The 21,602-nt window shown below is 72.4% G+C and carries 19 protein-coding genes and 1 pseudogene; 10 read left to right on the top strand and 10 right to left on the bottom strand.

Annotated features, from left to right (window positions below):
- The 3 genes from AB0O67_RS28705 to AB0O67_RS28695 form a co-directional block, all read right to left on the bottom strand.
- Positions 1-793, bottom strand: a 793-nt coding sequence (locus AB0O67_RS28705) for a biotin/lipoyl-containing protein (RefSeq protein ID WP_365456008.1), incomplete at its 3' end; no start/stop codon positions are given.
- 61 nt (positions 794-854) lie between these two features.
- On the bottom strand, positions 855-2,243 hold the full coding sequence (lpdA, locus tag AB0O67_RS28700; protein WP_365456005.1) for a dihydrolipoyl dehydrogenase: 1,389 nt from the start codon (positions 2,241-2,243) through the stop codon (positions 855-857).
- A 310-nt stretch (positions 2,244-2,553) separates the two neighbouring features.
- Positions 2,554-4,089, bottom strand: coding sequence for a leucyl aminopeptidase (locus AB0O67_RS28695; RefSeq protein WP_365456002.1), 1,536 nt, complete (start codon positions 4,087-4,089; stop codon positions 2,554-2,556).
- Positions 4,090-4,350: 261 nt separating this feature from the next.
- Here AB0O67_RS28695 and AB0O67_RS28690 point away from each other — a divergent pair.
- A pseudogene (locus AB0O67_RS28690) lies at positions 4,351-4,494 on the top strand (endo alpha-1,4 polygalactosaminidase); the annotation flags it as partial.
- Between the two features lie 6 nt (positions 4,495-4,500).
- On the opposite strand, the gene AB0O67_RS28685 reads toward AB0O67_RS28690, so the two are convergent.
- Positions 4,501-5,283, bottom strand: coding sequence for an adenosylcobinamide-GDP ribazoletransferase (locus AB0O67_RS28685; RefSeq protein ID WP_365456000.1), 783 nt, complete (start codon positions 5,281-5,283; stop codon positions 4,501-4,503).
- A gap of 62 nt (positions 5,284-5,345) precedes the next feature.
- Here AB0O67_RS28685 and AB0O67_RS28680 point away from each other — a divergent pair, with 62 nt between their 5' ends.
- Positions 5,346-6,110, top strand: a complete 765-nt coding sequence (locus AB0O67_RS28680) for a hypothetical protein (RefSeq protein ID WP_365455997.1) — start codon at positions 5,346-5,348, stop codon at positions 6,108-6,110.
- Positions 6,111-6,345: 235 nt separating this feature from the next.
- On the opposite strand, the gene cobT is transcribed toward AB0O67_RS28680, so the two are convergent.
- Positions 6,346-7,473 carry a nicotinate-nucleotide--dimethylbenzimidazole phosphoribosyltransferase gene (cobT, locus tag AB0O67_RS28675; protein ID WP_365455994.1) on the bottom strand — a complete coding sequence of 376 codons (1,128 nt, stop codon included), beginning with the start codon at positions 7,471-7,473 and terminating at the stop codon, positions 6,346-6,348.
- Between the two features lie 161 nt (positions 7,474-7,634).
- Here cobT and AB0O67_RS28670 point away from each other — a divergent pair, with 161 nt between their 5' ends.
- Entirely contained in the window at positions 7,635-8,690 is a 1,056-nt protein-coding gene (locus AB0O67_RS28670) for a class I SAM-dependent methyltransferase (protein ID WP_365455991.1), read from the top strand.
- A gap of 24 nt (positions 8,691-8,714) precedes the next feature.
- On the opposite strand, the gene AB0O67_RS28665 is transcribed toward AB0O67_RS28670, so the two are convergent.
- A complete protein-coding gene (locus AB0O67_RS28665) occupies positions 8,715-9,923 on the bottom strand; it encodes a bifunctional adenosylcobinamide kinase/adenosylcobinamide-phosphate guanylyltransferase (RefSeq protein WP_365455988.1) in 1,209 nt (402 codons plus the stop codon).
- A 188-nt stretch (positions 9,924-10,111) separates the two neighbouring features.
- Here AB0O67_RS28665 and AB0O67_RS28660 point away from each other — a divergent pair, with 188 nt between their 5' ends.
- Positions 10,112-10,324, top strand: a complete 213-nt coding sequence (locus AB0O67_RS28660) for a hypothetical protein (protein WP_365455985.1) — start codon at positions 10,112-10,114, stop codon at positions 10,322-10,324.
- A 40-nt stretch (positions 10,325-10,364) separates the two neighbouring features.
- On the opposite strand, the gene AB0O67_RS28655 is transcribed toward AB0O67_RS28660, so the two are convergent.
- The 3 genes from AB0O67_RS28655 to AB0O67_RS28645 form a co-directional block, all read right to left on the bottom strand.
- Positions 10,365-11,426, bottom strand: a complete 1,062-nt coding sequence (locus AB0O67_RS28655) for a trypsin-like peptidase domain-containing protein (RefSeq protein WP_365455982.1) — start codon at positions 11,424-11,426, stop codon at positions 10,365-10,367.
- A gap of 139 nt (positions 11,427-11,565) precedes the next feature.
- Entirely contained in the window at positions 11,566-12,267 is a 702-nt protein-coding gene (locus tag AB0O67_RS28650; RefSeq protein ID WP_365455979.1) for a methyltransferase domain-containing protein, read from the bottom strand.
- 83 nt (positions 12,268-12,350) lie between these two features.
- Positions 12,351-12,980 (bottom strand): DUF3043 domain-containing protein, encoded by a 630-nt coding sequence (locus AB0O67_RS28645; RefSeq protein WP_365455976.1) that lies wholly within the window; start codon positions 12,978-12,980, stop codon positions 12,351-12,353.
- 292 nt (positions 12,981-13,272) lie between these two features.
- Between AB0O67_RS28645 and AB0O67_RS28640 the strand changes: the two genes are divergently transcribed.
- The 5 genes from AB0O67_RS28640 to AB0O67_RS28620 all read left to right on the top strand — a co-directional run bounded on the left by AB0O67_RS28640 (position 13,273) and on the right by AB0O67_RS28620 (position 19,602).
- Positions 13,273-14,049, top strand: a complete 777-nt coding sequence (locus AB0O67_RS28640) for a PspA/IM30 family protein (RefSeq protein ID WP_365456011.1) — start codon at positions 13,273-13,275, stop codon at positions 14,047-14,049.
- Positions 14,050-14,068: 19 nt separating this feature from the next.
- Entirely contained in the window at positions 14,069-14,350 is a 282-nt protein-coding gene (locus AB0O67_RS28635; RefSeq protein ID WP_365455973.1) for a hypothetical protein, read from the top strand.
- Between the two features lie 79 nt (positions 14,351-14,429).
- Positions 14,430-15,650, top strand: a complete 1,221-nt coding sequence (locus AB0O67_RS28630) for a sensor histidine kinase (RefSeq protein ID WP_365455970.1) — start codon at positions 14,430-14,432, stop codon at positions 15,648-15,650.
- A complete protein-coding gene (locus tag AB0O67_RS28625; RefSeq protein ID WP_365455967.1) occupies positions 15,647-16,333 on the top strand; it encodes a response regulator transcription factor in 687 nt (228 codons plus the stop codon). The genes AB0O67_RS28630 and AB0O67_RS28625 overlap by 4 nt, the downstream gene beginning before the upstream one ends.
- A 155-nt stretch (positions 16,334-16,488) precedes the next feature.
- Positions 16,489-19,602 (top strand): efflux RND transporter permease subunit, encoded by a 3,114-nt coding sequence (locus AB0O67_RS28620; RefSeq protein ID WP_365455964.1) that lies wholly within the window; start codon positions 16,489-16,491, stop codon positions 19,600-19,602.
- A gap of 65 nt (positions 19,603-19,667) precedes the next feature.
- Here the strand turns inward: AB0O67_RS28620 and nadA are convergent, their stop codons facing one another.
- A complete protein-coding gene (nadA, locus tag AB0O67_RS28615) occupies positions 19,668-20,852 on the bottom strand; it encodes a quinolinate synthase NadA (RefSeq protein ID WP_365455961.1) in 1,185 nt (394 codons plus the stop codon).
- Between the two features lie 342 nt (positions 20,853-21,194).
- Between nadA and AB0O67_RS28610 the strand changes: the two genes are divergently transcribed.
- Entirely contained in the window at positions 21,195-21,551 is a 357-nt protein-coding gene (locus AB0O67_RS28610) for an iron-sulfur cluster assembly accessory protein (RefSeq protein WP_365455958.1), read from the top strand.
- The last annotated feature ends 51 nt before the right edge of the window (positions 21,552-21,602 follow it).

Below are 21,602 nucleotides of genomic sequence, written 5' to 3'. Positions count from 1 at the left end.
GGGCCGGAGCCGCGGGCTGGGCCGGGACGGCGGGAGCCGCGGGGGCCGGGGCCTGGGCGGCCGGGGCCGGAGCGGCCGGTGCCGGCGGAGCGGCGGGCGCGGCCGGGGTCTCGGCGGCGGGCGCCGGAGCCGGGGCGGCGGGAGCCGGGGCGGCGGCCGGAGCCGCACCCGGGGCGCCGATGACGGCCAGCTTGGCGCCGACCTCGGCCGTCTCGTCCTCGCCGACGGTGATCTCCAGCAGCACGCCCGAGGCGGGCGCCGGGATCTCGGTGTCGACCTTGTCGGTGGACACCTCCAGCAGCGGCTCGTCGGCCTCGACGCTGTCGCCGACCGACTTCAGCCAGCGGGTGACGGTGCCCTCGGTGACGGACTCGCCGAGCGCGGGCAGGACCACGTCCGTGCCCTCGGCGGAACCGCCGCCGGCCGTGGCCTCGGCGGTGGGCGCCGGCGCGGGGGCGGCTTGCTCGGTGGACGGCTGGGCCTGCGGGGCCGGCTCCTCGGCCGGCGCGGCGGGCTGCTCGGCGGCCGGAGCCGGAGCGGCGGCCGGCGCACCGGTGCCGTCGTCGATGACGGCCAGCTCGGCGCCGACCTCGACGGTCTCGTCCTCGGCGACCTTGATGGAGGCCAGGACACCGGCGGCCGGGGCCGGGATCTCGGTGTCGACCTTGTCGGTGGAGACTTCGAGCAGGGGCTCGTCGGCCTCTACGCGCTCACCCTCGGCCTTCAGCCAGCGGGTGACGGTGCCCTCGGTGACGCTCTCGCCGAGCGCCGGAAGGGTTACGGAAACCGCCATGGTTTCGGTTGCTCCTTACGAATTGCGGAAGTCTGTGTCGTCGCGCCCAGTGACCTAGGGGTCAGTCGTGGGAGTGCAGGGGCTTGCCGGCCAGCGCCAGGTGCGCCTCGCCGAGCGCCTCGTTCTGCGTCGGGTGGGCGTGGATGAGCTGGGCGACCTCGGCCGGCAGCGCCTCCCAGTTGTAGACCAGCTGGGCCTCGCCGACCTGCTCGCCCATACGGTCGCCGACCATGTGCACGCCGACCACCGCACCGTCCTTGACCTGGACGAGCTTGATCTCGCCCGCGGTCTTCAGGATCTTGCTCTTGCCGTTGCCCGCCAGGTTGTACTTCAGGGCGACGACCTTGTCCGCGCCGTAGACCTCCTTGGCCTTGGCCTCGGTGATGCCCACGGAGGCGACCTCGGGGTGGCAGTACGTCACCCGGGGGACACCGTCGTAGTCGATCGGGACGACCTTCAGACCGGCCAGCCGCTCCGCAACCAGGATGCCCTCGGCGAAGCCGACGTGCGCGAGCTGGAGCGTCGGGACCAGGTCACCGACCGCCGAGATCGTCGGGACGTTGGTCCGCATGTACTCGTCGACGAGGACGTAACCGCGGTCCATGGCGACCCCGGCCTCCTCGTAGCCCAGGCCCCGCGAGACCGGGCCGCGGCCGACCGCGACCAGCAGGACCTCGGCCTCGAACTCCTTGCCGTCGGCGAGGGTGACCTTGACACCGTCGGCCGTGTACTCGGCCTTCTGGAAGAAGGTGCCCAGGTTGAACTTGATGCCGCGCTTGCGGAAGGCGCGCTCAAGAAGCTTGGAGCTGTTCTCGTCCTCGACCGGGACGAGGTGCTTGAGGCCCTCGATGACCGTGACGTCGGTGCCGAAGGACTTCCAGGCGGAGGCGAACTCGACGCCGATGACACCGCCGCCGAGCACGATCGCCGACTTCGGCACGCGGTCCAGGACGAGGGCGTGGTCCGAGGAGATGATCCGGTCGCCGTCGATCTCCAGGCCCGGCAGCGACTTCGGCACGGAACCGGTCGCCAGCAGGACGTGGCGGCCCTGGACGCGCTGACCGTTGACGTCCACCGAGGTCGGGGAGGACAGTCGTCCCGCACCCTCGATGTAGGTCACCTTCCGGGACGCGACGAGGCCCTGCAGACCCTTGTACAGGCCCGAGATCACCTCGTCCTTGTACTTGTGGACCCCGGCGACGTCGATGCCCTCGAACGTGGCCTTGACGCCGAACTGCTCGCTCTCGCGGGCCTGGTCGGCGATCTCGCCCGCGTGCAGCAGGGCCTTGGTGGGGATGCAACCCCGGTGCAGGCAGGTGCCGCCGACCTTGTCCTTCTCGATCAGGGCGACGTCCAGGCCCAGCTGAGCCCCGCGCAGGGCCGCGGCGTAACCACCGCTGCCACCGCCGAGGATCACTAGGTCGAAAACGGTGCTGGCGTCGTTCGCCACGTCACGTCCTCCATGCATGTGCGCCGTACGCCGGTCGACGACGACCGGCTGGCGGCTGGTGTCCGGCCGCTGTACTTCGGCCCTTCGGTGGGGCCCTGTCCTGCCGAGCCCCATCTTCGCACCTGTCGGCACCGGACGAGACGCGGGGCCGGGGTGTGATAAGTCGCACGCTCAGCTGTCACATGCGTGAGGCGTCGCCTGTCGACGGACGGGAAGGACGTCGCCGGAGGGGGTGCGGGGAACTGCGCGACCAGCCACAGCTCACCCGCACCCGTGACACGACAGTCGGTCACGACTCAGTGGGCGGACGTCAGCCCAGGTCACCCGTGGCCGTCAGCTCGGCCAGCCGCACCAGCGTCCGCACACCCGACCCCGTACCACCCTTCGGCGTGTACCCGAACGGTCCCTGCTCGTTGAAGGCGGGCCCGGCGATGTCGAGGTGCGCCCAGGTGATCCCCTCGCCGACGAACTCCCGCAGGAAGAGGCCGGCGACCAGCCCGCCGCCCATCCGCTCACCCATGTTGGCGAGGTCGGCGGTGGGCGAGTCCATCCCCTTGCGCAGGTGCTCGGGCAGCGGCATCGGCCACGCGGCCTCACCGACCTCCTCCGCGGCCTCGTGCACCACGGAGCGGAACGCGTCGTCGTTGGCCATCACGCCGAACGTCCGGTTGCCCAGCGCCAGCACCATCGCCCCGGTCAGGGTCGCCACGTCCACCAGCGCGTCCGGCTTCTCCTGCGAGGCCGCCCACAGGGCGTCCGCCAGCACCAGCCGGCCCTCGGCGTCGGTGTTCAGCACCTCGACCGTCTTGCCGCTGTACATCCGCAGCACGTCGCCGGGGCGCGTGGCGGAGCCGGACGGCATGTTCTCGGCCAGCGCCAGCCAGCCGGTGACGTTGACCTCGAGACCGAGCCGCGCGGCCGCGACGACGGCCGCGAACACGGCCGCCGCCCCGCTCATGTCGCACTTCATCGTCTCGTTGTGACCGGCCGGCTTCAGCGAGATGCCGCCCGAGTCGTAGGTGATGCCCTTGCCCACGAACGCGAGGTGCTTCTTCGCCTTCGAGGACGTGTACGAGAGCTTCACCAGCCGCGGCGCCGACGCCGAGCCGGCCCCGACGCCCAGGATGCCGCCGTAGCCGCCCTTGGTCAGCGCCTTCTCGTCGAGCACCTGCACCTTGATGCCGTGCTCCTTGGCCGCGGCCTGCGCGACGGCGGCGAACGCCTCGGGGTTGAGGTCGTTGGGCGGGGTGTTGACCAGGTCGCGGGCGCGGTTGAGCTCCTCGGCCACGGCCGTGGCGCGCTCCACCGCCAGCTTGTGCGCCTTGTCGCGCGGCTTGGCGCCGAGCACGGTGACCTCGGCGAGCGGGGCCTTGCCGTTCTTCTTGTCCTTGGCGGCGGCCGCCTGGCCGTTCTCCTTGTAGGCGTCGAAGGAGTACGCGCCGAGCAGCGCGCCCTCACCGATCGCGCCGACGGAGGCCGAGTCCTCGACGGGCAGCGCGAAGGCGGCCTTCTTGGCGCCGGCCAGCGCGCGGGCGGCGGCCCCGGCGGCCCGGCGCAGCGCCTCCGCGCCGTACTCCGCGTCCTTGTCCGGTCGGGCGCCGAGGCCCACCGCCACGACGAGCGGTGCCTTGAATCCGGCCGGGGCGGGCAGCTTCGTCACCTCGCCCTCGGCGCCGGAGGCACCGAGGGTCTCCAGGACGCCGGCGAGTCCGCCGTCGTACGCCTTGTCAACGGCCTCGGCGCCCGGTGCGACGACGGGGCCCTTGTCGCCCTTGGCGACACCGATCACGATCGCGTCGGCCCGCAGGCCGGGCGCCGCGGCGGTGCTGAGAGTGAGAGCAGTCACGGTGGTGAAATCTCGCTTCCGATGTGAAGTTCCTATGGCCGAGGGGTGGGCCGACCGGGCCCGACAGCCGACCCTTGGATCGCTCGTGCAGTGGACTCTGTACCTGGTCCGGTATCGACCGCGCACGAGCCTACGCCCGGTGTCTGTTCGAGCATTCCTACGGGCGTTCACCTGCGAGTGGCGTCGTCGCCATCACCGATCCTCGCACTCCATGACCTGAGTCACACTCATCGGGTTCGGGTGAGCCGGACGCTCACCGCTACCCCCTTCGTGAAGGCGGGCAAGGCGGTCTTCCACGCCGAGTGCGAACTGCCCACCGACCGCTTCTGCGCCGAGTCCCGCCGGCTGAAGCTGAGCTCGCTGCTGAAGAAGTACGAACTGGGGGTCCGGCGCCGGTCCCGCTGAGGGACCTCACGCCAGGACGAGCACCAGCAGTGCCGTCGTCGCCGCCGTCTCGGAGAGGGCGCCGAACACATCGCCGGTGACCCCGCCGAACCGGCGCACGCAGTGCCGCAGCAGCACCTCGGCCACGGCGGCGGAGGCGACCACCGCGAGAGCGGCGCGCACGATGCCGTACGTCCCGAGCAGCGCCCCACCCGCCGCCGCGGCGCCGGTCACCGCCAGGGCGACGCCCACCGCGCCGCGCACCGGGACGACTCCGGCGACGGCCGCGCCCAGCCCCTCCGGCCGGGCGGGCGGTATCCCGGCGCGGGCGGCCAGCGTCAGCGCCAGCCGGGCGGCGGTTCCCGCGACGACGGCGGCGAGCGCGCCCCGGGCCCAGGAGCCGTCGTAGAGCTGCGCAAGGGCCGCCACCTGGGCCAGCAGGACGAAGACCAGGGTGAGCACCCCGAACGGCCCGATGTCGGACTGCTTCATGATGCGCAGCGCGTCCTCGGCGGGCTTGCCGCTGCCCAGGCCGTCCGCCGTGTCGGCCAGCCCGTCCAGATGCAGGCCACGGGTGAGCACGGCGGGGACGGCGGCACTCGCGACGGCGGCGAGCGGCGGACTGGCGCCGAGGAACAGCAGCAGCAGACCCGCACCGGCCGCGCAGAGGCCGACGACGAGACCGGCGAGCGGCGCGCGGAGCATCCCGCCGCGCGCGGCTTCCCGGTCCCAGCGCGTCACCCGTACCGGCAGGACGGTGAGGGTGCCGAAGGCGAAACGGAGGCCGTGCGGGGGCGGGAGCAGGGGCATCCGGGCAGGTTACGCGACCGCTCACGGAGCATCTCGTCGCAATCCTGGGCAAACTTGGACCTATGGGGAACTGGCTGGAACGCAACATCATCGAGCCCGGCAAGCTCCCCCTGCTGCTCGCCCTCACCGCCTTCGTGCTGACCTTCCTGATCACCCGGCTCATCACCCGCATGATCCGGGCGGACCGGGGCCCCTTCCGCAACGTCAGCACGGGTGGCGTGCACGTCCACCACGTGGTGCCCGGCGTCGTCCTCACCCTCGTCGGCGGCTTCGGCGCGGTGGCCGGCGGCCGGCACGGCTTCGGGTCCTACCTCTCGGCCGTGATCTTCGGGATCGGCGCGGGCCTGGTGCTGGACGAGTTCGCCCTGATCCTGCACCTGGCGGACGTGTACTGGACCGAGGAGGGCCGCCAGAGCGTGGAGGCGGTCGTGCTCACCGCCGCCCTGGTCGGCCTGTGGGTGGCCGGACTCGCGCCGTTCGGCGTCAACGACCTCGACCAGGACGAGCTCCAGGGCCGGGGCTCGGTGATCTCCACGGTGGCCGCCAACTTCGTCCTCTCGCTCGTCGCCCTCGCCAAGGGCAAGGCCCGGGTGGCGATCCTCGGTGTGATCGTCCCGTTCATCGCCCTGTTCGGCGCGATCCGGCTGGCCCGCCCCGGCTCGCCCTGGGCCAGGCGCCTCTACCGCCGGCGCCCCCGTGCCCGGGCCAGGTCACGCCTGCGCGCCTACCACCACGACCGCCGCTGGCTGGGCCCCACCCGCAGATTTCAGGACTGGCTCGGCGGCACGCCCGACCCGGAACGCACCCGCGCCCTGGAGAGCCGCTGACACGGCGAGGCCGTCGACGCGGACCGTCCCGGTGTTCTGCACGAAGCGGTGGTCCCAGGGGCCGAACGCGCGCGAGGCGCGGCACGGCGGTGAGGCACACGGCCGGCCGTGAGCGTCATCGCCACGGCCCGCGCCCGCCGCGTGCAGTCTTCTCCGGACCATCCGGCGCAGCGGCCCCGTTCGGCGCGGGCCCGGCGGGCGAACGGGTTCGTCGGGCGCGGCTCCCGGGCGTCCGCTACACCGCCTCCGGCTCGTCGGCTGACTGCTTCTCCCCGGGCTCCGCGGGCTCCGCGGGCTCCCCGGGCTTGACGGGCTCCTCGGGCTTGACGGGCAGCTCCGCCGCGAGCGCCGCCGCGGCCTGCACCAGGGGCAGCGCCAGCAGGCCTCCGGTGCCCTCGCCGGCCCGCACGCCGTGGTCGAGCAGCGGCTCCAGCGCCATCCGGTCCAGCGCCTTGGCCTGTCCCGGCTCCCCGCTGTCGTGCCCGGCCAGCCACCAGTCCGGCGCCCGGAACGCGACCCGCTGGGCCACCAGCGCGCACGCGGCGGCCACGACGCCGTCCAGGATCACCGGCGTCTTCCGCACGGCGCACTGGAGCAGGAACCCGGTCATCGCGGCGACGTCCGCCCCGCCGACCGTGGCCAGCAACTGCAACTGGTCCCCGAGCACCGGCCGCGCCCGCCGCAACGCGTCCCGGATCGCCGCGCACTTGCGCATCCACACGAGGTCGTCGATCGCGAGCCCGCCCCGCCCGGTCACCACGGACGCGTCGGTCCCGCACAGCGCGGCGACCAGCACCCCGGCCACCGTGGTGCCGCCCACGCTCACATCGCCGAGCACCACCAGATCCGTACCGGAGTCGGCCTCCTCGTCGGCGACAGCGACCCCGGCCCGGAACGCCGCCTCGGCCTCCTCAACCGTCAGCGCGTCCTCGATGTCGATCCGTCCGCTGCCGCGCCGTACCCGGTGCCTGACCACGTCCTCGGGCAGGGCCTGCGGATCGCAGTCCAGCGCCAGGTCCACGACCCGCACCGGCACGTCGAGCCGCCGGGCGAGCACCGACACCGGCCGGCCGCCCTCCAGTACGTCGCGCACCAGTTCCACGGCGCTCCCCGCGGGCCGCGCCGACACCCCCAGCTCCGCCACGCCGTGGTCACCGGCGAACAGCACCACCCGCGGCCGTTCGACCGGCCGCACCGGTACGGCACCCTGCGCCGCGGCCAGCCATTCACCCAGGTCGTCGAGGCGCCCCAGCGAACCGGGCGGCACGACCTGACGCTCCCGGCGCGCCTCCGCGCCGCGGCGCACCCCGCCGTCGGGGCGCTCGATCAGATCGGTGAAGTCGTCGAGATTCAGCGAGCTCATTCGCCGAACAGTACCGGCCCCGGTCGAACGGGACGGCGCCAAATGGCGGCCACTAACCCACCACGTCGTTGCACCCAAGATCGGGATCCCATACGTTCCGGTTTGCAGCGGATTGTCGTACGTCCCTCCCCGCCCTGTCCGTCGCGCCCCGGGAGTCGCCCATGTCGTCGTCCGCCCCCTCCGCCTCGCCGGCGATCGACCTGCGCCGTGCCAAGTACCTCGCCGAACTCGCCCAGGGCACCGAGCGCTTCCACGCGCCGCGCCGGGAGAGCTGTCCCTGGTGCGGCGGGCAGCGCCTGCGCGTCCGCCTCAGGGCACCCGACGTGATCCAGGGCAAGCCCGGCACGTTCACCGTCGAGGAGTGCGAGGACTGCGCGCACGTCTTCCAGAACCCCGGCCTCACGCCCGAGGGCATGGCCTTCTACCACCGGGACCGGGACGGGTACGAGAGCCCGCCCTCACGCCGCCGCAACCGCGAGCGGGTCCGGGCGATGCTGCACCTCGTGGAACCGGAGAGCTGGCTGGACGTCGGCACGGGCGACGGTGACTTCCCGGCCGCCGCGCAGGAGTTGCTCCCGTACACGTCCTTCGACGGCACGGACCCCACCCCGCGGGTGCTGCGCGCCCGCGCGACGGAACGCGTGGAGGATGCCTACGTCGGCCACCTCACCACCCCCGGCCTGCTGGGCCGGCTGCGCTCCCGCTACGACGTGGTGAGCGTCTTCCACCAGCTGGAACGGGCGCCGTCGCCCCGTGAGGAACTCAAGGCGGCGATCGCGGCCCTGCGCCCCGGCGGCCACCTCGTCCTGGAACTGGCCAACCCGCACAGCGCCTTCGCCGCGCTCCTCGGCAAGTGGTGGCCCGCCCACGCCCAGCCCCGCCAGCTCCATCTGCTCCCGCCGGCCAACGTCCACAAGGCCCTGGAGGACGGCAACTGCACGATCCTCAGCACGGACGAGGCGGCTCCCCACATCCCCGCCGACCTGGCCACGGCGGCGGCCCGGGCCCTCTCCCAGGCCCTCCCGTCCCCCGACACCCCCTGGCGCGCCTCCCCGCCGACGGTCCTCCAGCTCACCGCGCGCGCGGCCCTGACGGCCGCGACCGCCCCGGTACGCCTGACGGCCACGGCCCTGGACCACACCCTGGCGCCCCTGGCCCGCCGCACCGGCTTCTCCAACGCGTACCGGGTGATCGCCCGCAAGAACCCGCTGCCCTAGGGCGGAGTCGGGGGCGCGGCCCCGTCACCCCCGCAGCACCACGGCCTGCCCCGCCACCACCAGCAGCACCTGCTCGCACTCGGCCGCGAACGCCGCGTTCAGACGGCCGAGTTCGTCCCGGTAGCGCCGCCCGGACGCGGTGGCCGGGACGATGCCGGAGCCCACCTCGTTGGACACGGCGACCACCGCCCGGCGGGTGCACCGGAGCGCGTCCGTCAGCGCGTGCACCCGTTCGCGCAGCGCCTTCTCGCCGCCGTCGGCCCACTCCGCGTCGTCCCACGCGCCCACGGCGTCCATCGCGTCCGTCAGCCACAGCGACAGGCAGTCGATCAGCAGCGGCGGTCCCTCCTGCGCGAGCAGCGGCACCAGGTCGCACGTCTCCACCGTCCGCCACGACCCCGGCCGCCGCTCCCGGTGCGCGGCCACCCGCTCCGCCCACTCGCCGTCCCCGTTACGGATCCCGCCCGTCGCGACGTACAGCACGTCGGGGAACGCCTCGAGGCGCCGCTCCGCCTCCACCGACTTGCCCGACCGCGCCCCGCCCAGCACCAGCGTCCGGCGCGGCACGTCCGGGACGTTCTCGTACGCCCCGACCGCCAGGGTCGCCCCGTCCCGCACGGCCCGCGCCCCCGCCGCGGCGAGCCGCCGCCGCACCTCGGGCCCGGGCGGCACGTCGTGGTCCAGGTGCACGGCGACGACGTCCGTCGTGGGCCCGACCGCCCCCACCGCCCGCAGCCGCGCCAGGGCGTCCGGCCGCCCCACGACGTCCACGAGCACCATGTCGTACGGCTCGGCCGACGCGGTCCCCTCCTCCAGCCCGGCCGGCGCGCAACCCGGCGGCAGATACAGCAACCGCTTCCCGTCCGGCCCGGTGACCGCGTATCCCGTCCCCGGCGAGTCCATCGCCAGCGCCCGCACCCGATGCCCCGTCAGAAGCGCCAACTCCCGCCCGTCCGGCACCCGCCCCGGCTGCGGAAGCCCGGCCGGCACCTCCACCGGCGGCCCGTTGTGCGGATGCGACAGCAACACCTGCCGTACCCCCGCGAGCGACTGCCCCGCCCGCGCCGCCGCGAACGCCGCGCCGGGCGTCAGGTCGAGCAGCAGCGCCCCGTCCACGAGCACGGCCGTCGCCGCCCGCGCGTCGGCACCGAGCGCGGTCGCGCACGCCGCACAGGGACAGTCGGGGCGGGGAAGTCCCGCGGGGGCGCCGGTGCCGAGCAGAGTCAGTTCCACGATCCGATTTTCGCCGGTCGCCGCCCGTCATGCGCGCCCGGGAGGGCCCGACCGGCTCCCATGGCCCCCGATGTGGCCGATCACCCGCAGTCTGATGACGACTCACCCGGCGGAGCGCATAGGCTCGGGGCCGGTGCCGGGGTGAGATCCGGCCCGGCTCTGCAGGTGCTGACAGCTGGGAGGCGTACATGGCGGCATGGACGTGGCGGTTCGAGAAGGCCGACGGGACGGAGGTCCAGCCCGCGGTGCAGCCCGAGGAGTTCACCACGCAGGGCGACGCCGAGTCCTGGCTCGGGGAGTACTGGAAGGACCTCCTCGCCGGAGGCGCGGACCAGGTGCGGCTGTTCGAGGACGCCACCGAGGTCTACGGGCCGATGAGCCTGCACGCGGAACAGGCCTGACGGGGCGGGGCGGCCGCACGGCCGCCCTTCTCACCGCCCGCTACTGCTCGCCCAGCGTCACCTCGACGGTCCGCTCCTGGCCGTTCCGTGTGAACGTCACCGTCGTCCGCCCGCCCGGCGACAGCGTGGCCAGCGCCTCGGCGAGCGAGGTGATGCTGGTGATCTCCGTGTCACCCAACCCGGTGATGATGTCCCCGGCCCGGATACCGGCCTTCGCCGCCGCTTCCCCCGGGTGCGCCTCGACGACGGCCACGCCGTCGGCCCGGTAGTCGGCGTCGACGACGGTACGGCCCGTGATGCCGAGCGCCGCCCGCCCCGAGTCGGTCACCCGGCCGTCCCGGACGATCTGACCGGCGATCGCCCGCACCGTCGACGCCGGGATCGCGAACCCGATGCCGGGCGCCGCGCCCTCCCCGAGGTTCGGGTCGGTCGCGGCGAGCGACGGGATGCCGACGACCTGTCCGTCGAGGTTCACCAGGGCGCCCCCGCTGTTGCCCGGGTTGATGGCCGCCGAGGTCTGCACCATGTTGGCGATCGTCGCGCCCGAGACGCCGCCCTCACTGGGCCCCGTGACGGTCCGTCCGGTCGCGGAGACGATCCCCTGGGTGACGCTGGACGACAGCCCGAGCGGCGACCCCATGGCCAGCACGATCTGCCCGACCTCGACCTTCGCCGAGTCCGCGAACGCCGCCGGCCGCAGCCCCCGAGGAGGCCGGTCCAGCTTCACCACGGCCAGGTCCTGGTCGGGGTACGAGGAGACGAGCCGCGCCGCGAGTTGGTCCTCGCTGTTGGCGGTCGTCACCCGGAACGTCCGCTGGTCACCGACGACGTGCGCGTTGGTGACGACGTGGCCCTTGTCGTCGAAGACCACCCCGGAACCCAGCTCGCTGCGGCCCTGGATCTGCACGACCGACGGCAGGACGTTCTTGATCACCTTCTGGTAGTCGTTCTGCAGATCGTTCGCCGCCATCGGCGCCGCGGCCCGAGCGGTCGTCCGCTCCGCCTCCGGCGCCGGCCCGCCCACGGTGCAGCCGGGGACGAGGAGCAGGCAGCACAGGGCGCCCACGGCGCGGCGCGATACCCGGACAGGGTGAGCTTCCATGTCCCGAGTCTGGCTCCACGGCCCGCACCCGGGCCCGCGCTGTACGCCCGAACGGGCTCAGGGTCCGGCACGTCGTAAGACGCGCCCGATGCCGTGAGGCCCGCCCTCCGGGCGGACGACGGCACGGTGACGGCAGGCCCTAGCCGCGTACCCCGCACAGATGCAGCAGCGCCGCGACCCCCCGGTACGGGTCCGTCCGCCCGGCCCGTTCCTCCACCGCCAGCAGCGTCTCCACGTCGGCCGGCGCCTGCGCCCCGTCGGCGGCGGTGTCGGTGAAGACCCGCACGCCGTACCAGGCGTGCAGCGGCGCCCCGATCCCGGCGAGCGTGGCCGTCAGCGTGCCCAGGCGGTCGGCGCGGACGTCGAGGCCCAGCCGGTTGCGGTACTCGGTGGTGTCGAAGGCGGTGAGCGCCGTGCCCCAGTCGCCGGACAGCCCCGGCCGGATGGCGAGCGCGTCCCCGTTGCGCACCAGCAGCGACAGCAGCCCGCCCGGGGCGAGCATCCGCGCCAGCCCGGCCAGCAGCGGATCGGGGTCGTCGACGTACATGAGCACGCCATGACAGAGCACGAGGTCGAAACTGCCGGGCAGGAAGTGCACCCCCGTGTCCCGGCCGTCCCCCTCGACGAGCCGCACCCGCTCCCGGATCCCCTCCGGCTCCGCGTCGAGCGCCGACCGCGCCGCGGCGAGCATGGTGGCGTCCTTCTCTATGCCGGTCACCTGGTGTCCGGCACGGGCCAGTCGCAGCGCCTGCGTGCCCTGGCCCATCCCCACGTCGAGCACGCGCAGCCGCTGCCCGACCGGGAAGCGCCCGGCTATCTGCTCGTCGAGCTGCCGGGCCACCAGTTCCTGCCGTACGACATCACGCAGCCCGCCCAGTCCGCCCAGCCAGGCCCTTGCCGCACCCCCGGGGAAAGCCGTCGCGCTCAGGGCCGCTCTCCGCGCTTGACCTGCGGCTTGGGCAGCCGGAGTCGGCGCATCTGGAGGGAGCGCATCAGGGCGTAGGCGACCGCGCCGCGCTTGTTCTCGTCGGGGAAGCGCTCGGCCAGCCGCTTCTTCAGCCGGTACCCGGTGACCACCGAGTCCAGGACGATCAGCACGATCACGACCAGCCACAGCAGCAGCGCGATGCTCTGCAGCGACTGCACCCGCACCATGCTCAGCACGAGGATCACCACGGCCATCGGCAGGAAGTACTCCGCGATGTTGAACCGCGAGTCGACGAAGTCACGGGCGAACCGGCGCACCGGACCCTTGTCGCGCGCCGGCAGATACCGCTCGTCACCACCGGCCAGCGCCTGGCGCTGCCGCTCCAGGGCGGCACGGCGATCCTCGCGCTGCCGCTTGGCGGCCTCCTTGCGCGTCATCGACGTGTTGGCGACGCTGCGGCGCTGGGACTGCGCCGCACTGCGCTTGGGCGTCGGCCGGCCCTTCGGGGCCTGCGGGTCACGGGTCTGCTGGGAGTTGGTCACCTGGGCCTGCGCGGCGGTGGCGGCCTTCTCGTCTTTGGCACGGCTACGGAACACAAAGCCCAAGGGTACGGGGTCGAGGGGCATGGACCCCAGTCCCGCGGGGAACGATCCCGCAACACCAGTCGTCTGTAAGGGGACAGAGGGGGACGATGCGTACGCTCTCGGTTCCCTCCGGATCCCCCGGGGCATACCCGGGGACCACCTACTCCCTACGCCGGAGCGGGAGCGCACTCAGTCGTCCTTGGGGATGAGCGCATCCGTCCCCGAACAGTGCGGTAATGGATGCAGGGCCCGTACTGTGGGTTCTGTCGCAGAGCTGGAGCCGGAGTCCGTCAGAAGGGGGCGCGCGAAGCCCATGAGCGGTGTCATGAAGCGTATGGGGATGATCTTCCGCGCGAAGGCGAACAAGGCCCTTGACCGGGCCGAGGACCCGCGCGAGACCCTCGATTACTCGTACCAGAAGCAGCTGGAGCTGCTCCAGAAGGTCCGCCGCGGTGTCGCGGACGTGGCCACCTCGCGCAAGCGCCTGGAACTCCAGCTGAACCAGCTGCAGACCCAGTCGACCAAGCTGGAGGACCAGGGCCGCAAGGCGCTGGCGCTGGGCCGTGAGGACCTGGCCCGCGAGGCGCTCTCCCGCCGGGCCGCCCTCCAGCAGCAGGTCACGGACCTCGAGACGCAGCACGCGACGCTCCAGGGCGAGGAGGAGAAGCTCACCCTGGCCGCCCAGCGCCTCCAGGCCAAGGTCGACGCCTTCCGCACCAAGAAGGAGACGATCAAGGCCACGTACACCGCGGCCCAGGCCCAGACCCGCATCGGCGAGGCCTTCACCGGCATCTCCGAGGAGATGGGCGACGTCGGGCTCGCCATCCAGCGCGCCGAGGACAAGACCGCCCAGCTCCAGGCCCGGGCCGGCGCGATCGACGAACTGCTCGCCTCCGGCGCTCTCGACGACCCCACGGGCATGGCCAAGGACGACATCCAGGCCGAGCTGGACCGCCTCTCCGGTGGTACGGACGTGGAGCTGGAGCTGCAGCGCATGAAGGCGGAGCTGGCCGGAGGCACCGGCGGTGGCCAGCAGGCCATCGAGGGCGGCAAGGACCAGCCCCAGTCGCAGCAGCAGCCGCAGGACACCCCGCGCTTCGACAAGCAGTAGTCACTCACCGGAGGGCGACATGATCGTACGGATCATGGGGGAGGGGCAGGTGAGGCTGGCGGACAGCCACCTCACCGAGCTGAGCGAGCTGGACGACGAGCTCCTGGCGGAGATGGACAACGGCGACGGCCCCGGCTTCCGCCGCACCCTCCAGGCCCTCCTCACCAAGGTCCGTGAACTGGGCGAGCCCCTGCCGGACGACTCCCTCGAACCCTCGGAACTGATCCTCCCCTCCTCCGACGCGACCCTGGAGGAGGTCCGCGAACTGCTCAGCGACGACGGCCTGATCCCCGGGGCCTGACGCACCGGGCCGGCCGAACGGCACGAGCACGGTCGGCCCCCGTTCCCCGCACCCCGGGGTGCCCGTACCGTTGACAGCCGTGAGCACCCTCGAAAGCGCCCGGCGCCGTCTGAAGGCGCACCCCACGGCGCTGGACGCGGCGCTGGCGGCCGGCGTACTGGCCTGCATGGTGGCCGGGTCCTTCGTGGACCCGCGTGACAAGCACGGCGTCGACTGGGTGCTGCGCACCCCGGACGCCCTCAGCCTCGTCCTCATGGTGCTCGCCGCCGCGGCCCTGGTGTTCCGCCGCCGCTCCCCGCTCAGGGTCCTCGCCCTCACCAGCACCTTCTCGGTCGTCGAGTTCGTCACCGGCGACCCCAGGGCCCCGGTCGCCATGGCCGCCGTCGTCGCCCTCTACACCGTCGCCGCCACCACCGACCGCTCCACCACCTGGCGCGTCGGCCTGCTCACCATGAGCGTGCTGACCGGCGCCGCCATGCTCGCGGGCCCACTGCCCTGGTACGCCCAGGAGAACCTCGCCGTCTTCGCCTGGACCGGCATGGCCGCGGCCGGGGGCGACGCGGTCCGCAGCCGCCGCGACTTCGTGCAGGCGATCCGCGAGCGGGCCGAGAAGGCCGAACGCACCCGCGAGGAGGAGGCCCGCCGCCGGGTCGCCGAGGAGCGCCTGCGCATCGCCCGGGACCTGCACGACGTGGTCGCCCACCACATCGCCCTGGTCAACGTGCAGGCCGGGGTCGCCGCGCACGTCATGGACAAGCGTCCCGACCAGGCCAAGGAGGCCCTCGCGCACGTACGGGAGGCCAGCCGTTCCGCGCTCAACGAGCTGCGCGCCACGGTCGGCCTGCTCCGCCAGTCCGACGACCCGGAGGCCCCGACCGAACCCGCCCCCGGCCTGGACCGCATCGAGGAACTCGTCGGCACCTTCCGCAGCGCCGGCCTGCACGTCGAGGTCGCCCGCGCCGACCACGGCACCAGCCTCCCCGCCGCCGTCGACCTGGCCGCCTACCGCGTCATCCAGGAAGCACTCACCAACGTCCAGAAGCACGCCGGTACGGCCGCCAGGGCCGAGGTCAGCGTCGTACGGGTGGGCGCGAACATCGAGATCACCGTCCTGGACAACGGCTCAGGCGACGACGACGGCCCCGTCCCGGGCGGCGGCCACGGACTGCTCGGCATGCGCGAGCGCGTCACCGCCCTGCGCGGCACCCTCACCACCGGTCCCCGCTACGGCGGCGGCTTCCGCGTGCATGCGATCCTGCCGGTCAAGACCCGCGCCGCCCCAGCGAAGGACCCCGTATGACGATCCGTGTCCTGCTCGCCGACGACCAGGCGCTGCTGCGAAGCGCCTTCCGCGTGCTCGTCGACTCCGAGCCCGACATGGAGGTGGTCGGCGAGGCGTCCGACGGGGCGGAGGCGGTACGGCTGGCGAAGGAGCAGCGCGCCGACGTCGTCCTGATGGACATCCGGATGCCGGGCACCGACGGCCTCGCCGCCACCCGTCTGATCAGCTCCGACCCCGACCTCGCCCATGTCCGGATCGTCATCCTGACCACCTTCGAGGTCGACGACTACGTGGTGCAGTCGCTGCGCGCGGGCGCCTCCGGCTTCCTCGGCAAGGGCTCCGAACCGGAGGAACTGCTCACCGCCATCCGGGTCGCGGCCGGCGGCGAGGCGCTGCTCTCCCCGGCGGCCACCAAGGGCCTGATCGCCCGCTTCCTCGCCCAGGGCGGCGACAGCCACGACGTCGAGCGCGACCCGGACCGCGCCGAGCGCCTCGCCGCGCTGACCGTGCGCGAGCGCGAGGTACTGGTCCAGGTCGCGGGCGGGCATTCCAACGACGAGATCGCCGAGCGCCTGGAGGTCAGCCCGCTGACGGTGAAGACGCACGTCAACCGGGCCATGGCCAAGCTGGGCGCCCGCGACCGGGCGCAGCTCGTGGTGATCGCGTACGAGACGGGGCTGGTACGTCCGAGGGTGGACTGACCCCGGTCCGCCGTACTGCGGCGGGAGTAGGCGAGGGACAAGAAATGGTCCCAGGGGCGAGGGATCGCCGTCCGGCGATGGCCCAGGGTGTAGGTACGGGCGCTCACATGTGCCCGGTGCTTCCGCTCCAGGCCACAGAAGAGAGACGCTGACCCATGTCCTGGCTGTCAAGATTCAGCCTCGCGCAACGGGCCCTGATAGGGCTGATGTCGATCATCGCGCTCGCCTTCGGGGCGATCGCGATCCCACAGCTCAAGCAGCAGCTGCTGCCCACCATCGAACTGCCCGTGGTGTCGGTCCTCGCCCCGTACCAGGGCGCGTCCCCGGACGTGGTCGAGAAGCAGGTTGTCGAGCCCCTCGAGGACAACCTCGAAGCCGTCGACGGCATCACCGGCGTCACCTCGACGGCGAGCGAGGGCAACGCCGTGATCATGGCGTCCTTCGACTACGGCAACAACACCGACCAGCTCGTCGCCGACGTCCAGCAGGCCGTCAACCGGGCCCGCGTGCAGCTCCCGGACGACGTCGACCCGCAGGTCGTCGCCGGATCGACGGACGACATCCCGGCTGTCGTCCTCGCCGTCACCTCCGACGAGGACCAGCAGGCGCTGGCCGACCGGCTGGACCGGACCGTCGTACCGGCCCTCAAGGAGATCGACGGCGTCGGCCAGGTCTCGGTCGACGGTGTGCGGGACCTCCAGGTCGCGGTCACGCCGGACGACCGCAAGCTGGCCCGCGCCGGTCTCACCGTCCAGAGCCTCGTGCAGGCCCTCCAGGCGGGCGGCGCCACCGTCCCGGCCGGCTCCTTCGACGAGGACGGCGGCAACCGCACGGTGCAGGTCGGCGGTCCGTTCACCTCGCTGAAGCAGATCGAGGACCTGAGGGTCACCGGCGAGGGCGCCGACAGGCCCGTGCGTCTCGGCGCGGTCGCGGAGGTGACCGAGAAGCAGGCCAGGGCCGAGTCCCTCACCCGGACCAACGGCAGGCCCAGCGTCGCCGTCGCCGTCACCATGGACCGTGACGGCAGCGCGGTCGCCATCTCCGACGAGGTCCAGGAGAAGCTGCCCGGCATGCGGGCGGACCTCGGTTCCGGCGCCGCCGTCACGGTCGTCAGCGACCAGGGCCCCGCGGTGTCCAAGTCCATCAAGGGCCTCACCACGGAGGGCGCGCTCGGCCTGGTCTTCGCGGTCCTGGTGATCCTGGTCTTCCTGGCGTCGATCCGCTCCACCCTGGTCACCGCGGTGAGCATCCCGCTCTCCGTCGTGCTGGCCCTGATCGTGCTGTGGACGCGGGACCTGTCCCTGAACATGCTCACGCTGGGCGCCCTGACCATCGCCATCGGCCGGGTCGTCGACGACTCGATCGTGGTGCTGGAGAACATCAAGCGCCACCTCGGCTACGGCGAGGAGCGCCAGTCGGCCATCCTGAACGCCGTCCGCGAGGTCGCGGGCGCGGTGACGTCCTCGACGCTCACCACGGTCGCCGTGTTCCTGCCGATCGGTCTGGTCGGTGGCATGGTGGGCGAGCTGTTCGGCTCGTTCTCGCTGACCGTCACGGCCGCCCTGCTGGCGTCGCTGCTGGTCTCGCTGACGGTCGTACCGGTCCTGTCGTACTGGTTCCTGCGCGCCCCCAAGGGCACCCCCGAGGACGCCGAGGAGGCACGCCGGCTCGCGGAGGAGAAGGAGGCCCGCAGCAAGCTCCAGCGGTTCTACGTCCCCGTCCTGCGCTTCGCCACCCGGCGCCGGCTGACCAGCGTGGCCATCGCGGTCGTGGTCCTGCTCGGCACCTTCGGCATGGCGCCGCTGCTGAAGACCAACTTCTTCGACCAGGGCGAGCAGGCGGTCCTCACCGTCAAGCAGGAGCTGAAGCCCGGCACCAGCCTGGCGGCGACCGACGCCCAGGCGAAGAAGGTCGAGAAGCTGCTCACCGGCACCGAGGGTGTCAAGGACTACCAGGTGACGGTCGGCTCCTCCGGCTTCATGGCCGCCTTCGGCGGTGGCACCGACACCAATCAGGCCTCGTACTCGGTGATGCTGGAGGACTCGGCCTCGTCCGCGGACGTCCAGGACCGCATCGACGCCGGCCTGAAGAAGCTCGACGGCGTCGGCACGACCACTGTCTCGATCGGTGACGGCTTCGGCAGTCAGGACCTCAGTGTGGTCGTGAAGGCGGCCGACGCGGACGTGCTGCGGCAGGCCGCCGAGGAGGTCCGGAAGACGGTGGCGGGGCTGGACGATGTCACGGACGTCACCAGCGATCTGGCGCAGAGCGTCCCGCGCATCTCCGTAACGGCCAAGCCCTCGGCGGCCGCCGCCGGGTTCGACGGGCAGACGCTGGGCGCGGCCGTGGCCCAGGCGGTGCGCGGCACCACGGCGGGCAAGGCGACGCTGGACGACACCGAGCGCGACATCGTCATCACGTCCGCGAACCCGGTCGACACCATCGCCGAGCTGCGCAGGCTCCCGTTGGGCGCGGTGCAGCTGGGTGACATCGCGACCGTGAAGCAGGTGGACGGGCCGGTCTCCATGACCCGGATCGACGGTCAGCGGGCGGCGACCGTCACCGCCAGGCCGACCGGCGAGGACACGGGCGCGATCAGCAACGAACTGCAGAGGAAGCTCGACAAGCTGGACCTCCCTGAGGGCGCCACCGCCCAGATCGGCGGCGTCTCCGAGGACCAGGACGAGGCCCAGACCAACCTGGCCCTGGCCATGCTGGCGGCCATCGCGATCGTCTTCATGCTGCTGGTCGCGACATTCCGGTCGCTGGTCCAGCCGCTGATCCTGCTGGTCTCCATCCCGTTCGCCGCGACGGGCGCGATCGGCCTGCTGCTCCTTACCGGCACCCCGATGGGCATCCCGGCGATGATCGGCATGCTGATGCTGATCGGCATCGTGGTGACCAACGCGATCGTGCTGATCGACCTCATCAACCAGTACCGCAAGCAGGGTTACGGCGTCGTCGAGGCCGTGGTCGAGGGTGGCCGTCACCGGCTCCGCCCGATCCTGATGACCGCCCTGGCGACCATCTTCGCCCTGCTCCCGATGGCCCTGGGCATCACCGGCGAGGGTGGCTTCATAGCCCAGCCGCTGGCGGTGGTCGTGATCGGCGGCCTGATCAGCTCCACCCTGCTGACCCTGCTGCTGGTCCCGACGCTCTACGCGATGCTGGAGCTCCGCAAGGAGCGCCGTGCGAAGAAGCGGGCGGTCAAGCGGGAGGCGAAGCCGCATACCCCGGCGGAGCCGGAGCCGGAGCCGGCGCAGGTCTGACCGCATGACGAAGGGGGCCGCACCTGCCGGGTGCGGCCCCCTTCACGCATGTGCGGTGCCGGAGGCTACGGCAGCGCCAGCATCCGCTCCAGCGCCAGCTTCGCGAACGCCTCGGTCTCCTTGTCGACCTCGATCCGGTTGACCAGGTTGCCCTCGGCCAGGGACTCCAGGGTCCACACCAGGTGGGGGAGGTCGATGCGGTTCATGGTCGAGCAGAAGCACACCGTGCGGTCCAGGAAGACGATCTCCTTGCCCTCCGGCGCGAAACGGTTCGCCAGCCGGCGGACCAGGTTCAGCTCGGTGCCGATGGCCCACTTGGAGCCGACGGGCGCGGCCTCCAGGGTCTTGATGATGTACTCCGTCGAGCCGACGTAGTCCGCGGCCGACACCACCTCGTGCTTGCACTCGGGGTGGACCAATACGTTCACGCCGGGGATGCGCGCGCGGACGTCGTCGACCGAGTCGAGGCTGAAGCGGCCGTGCACCGAGCAGTGGCCGCGCCACAGGATCATCTTGGCGGCCCGCAGCTCGTCGGCGGTCAGACCGCCGTTCGGCTTGTGGGGGTTGTAGAGCACACAGTCGTCGAGGGACATGCCCATGTCCCGCACGGCGGTGTTCCGGCCGAGGTGCTGGTCGGGCAGGAACAGCACCTTCTCGCCCTGCTCGAACGCCCAGTCCAGCGCCCGCTGGGCGTTGGACGAGGTGCAGATGGTGCCGCCGTGCTTGCCGGTGAACGCCTTGATGTCGGCGGACGAGTTCATGTACGAGACGGGCACGACCTGCTCGGCTATCCCGGCCTCGGTCAGCACGTCCCAGCACTCGGCGACCTGCTCCGCCGTCGCCATGTCGGCCATCGAGCAGCCGGCGGCCAGGTCCGGCAGCACGACCTTCTGGTCGTCGCCGGTCAGGATGTCCGCGGACTCGGCCATGAAGTGCACACCGCAGAAGACGATGTACTCGGCCTCGGGGCGCGCGGCCGCGTCCCTGGCCAGCTTGAAGGAGTCACCCGTGACGTCCGCGAACTGGATGACCTCGTCGCGCTGGTAGTGGTGGCCGAGCACGAAGACCTTGTCGCCCAGCTTCTCCTTGGCCGCGCGGGCGCGCTCCACCAGGTCCGGGTCGGACGGCGACGGCAGGTCACCGGGACACTCGACGCCGCGCTCGCTCTTCGGGTCGGCCTCACGGCCGAGGAGCAGCAGGGCGAGGGGCGTCGGCTGTACGTCGAGCTCCTGGGTCTGGGCGGTGGTCACGACACGCACCCTTTCTGTTCTGCGGCTCGCCGACCCGGGGGAGCCGGGCCGGCGGGACATTCGGGACATCTTCTCGACTTTTCGTCGGAATGACGCTATCTATCATAACCGCTTCACGTCAGTTTGACGATGGCCATAGTGTCGGTGTGACGTGAATCCTGACACCTCGCTGTCGAACGCCGTTGTCCGGCTGTCCACGACTGCTGTGCGCCCGCCGGGGCATGTGCGAGCATGAAGAGGGCGTCAAGGAGAAAAGACACGGGCCCGGCCCGGAATGAATCCGCGTCCCCGCCGGTTGCAACCGTCGGCAAGCAGTCTCCGTACAACCCGGGAGAGATGTAGATGTCCGTATCGGACGAGACCACCACCGTCACCGACGGCATCATCGTGACCGACGCCGCCGCGTCCAAGGTGAAGGCGCTGCTCGACCAGGAAGGCCGTGACGACCTCGCCCTGCGCGTCGCCGTCCAGCCCGGCGGCTGCTCCGGCCTGCGCTACCAGCTCTTCTTCGACGAGCGCTCGCTCGACGGCGACGTGGAGAAGGACTTCGGCGGGGTCAAGGTCGTCACCGACCGGATGAGCGCTCCGTACCTGGGCGGCGCCACCATCGACTTCGTGGACACCATCGAGAAGCAGGGCTTCACGATCGACAACCCGAACGCGACGGGTTCCTGCGCCTGCGGCGACTCCTTCAGCTGAGCGGCCGCGTCACCAGGCGGAAGTGAAGGCGGCGGCCCCCTGCCAGGGGGC

Source organism: Streptomyces sp. NPDC086077, assembly GCF_040686175.1.
Classification (GTDB): domain Bacteria; phylum Actinomycetota; class Actinomycetes; order Streptomycetales; family Streptomycetaceae; genus Streptomyces.
Note: the sequence above shows the minus strand (reverse complement) of the source record. Positions and strands in the feature narration are given on the sequence as shown.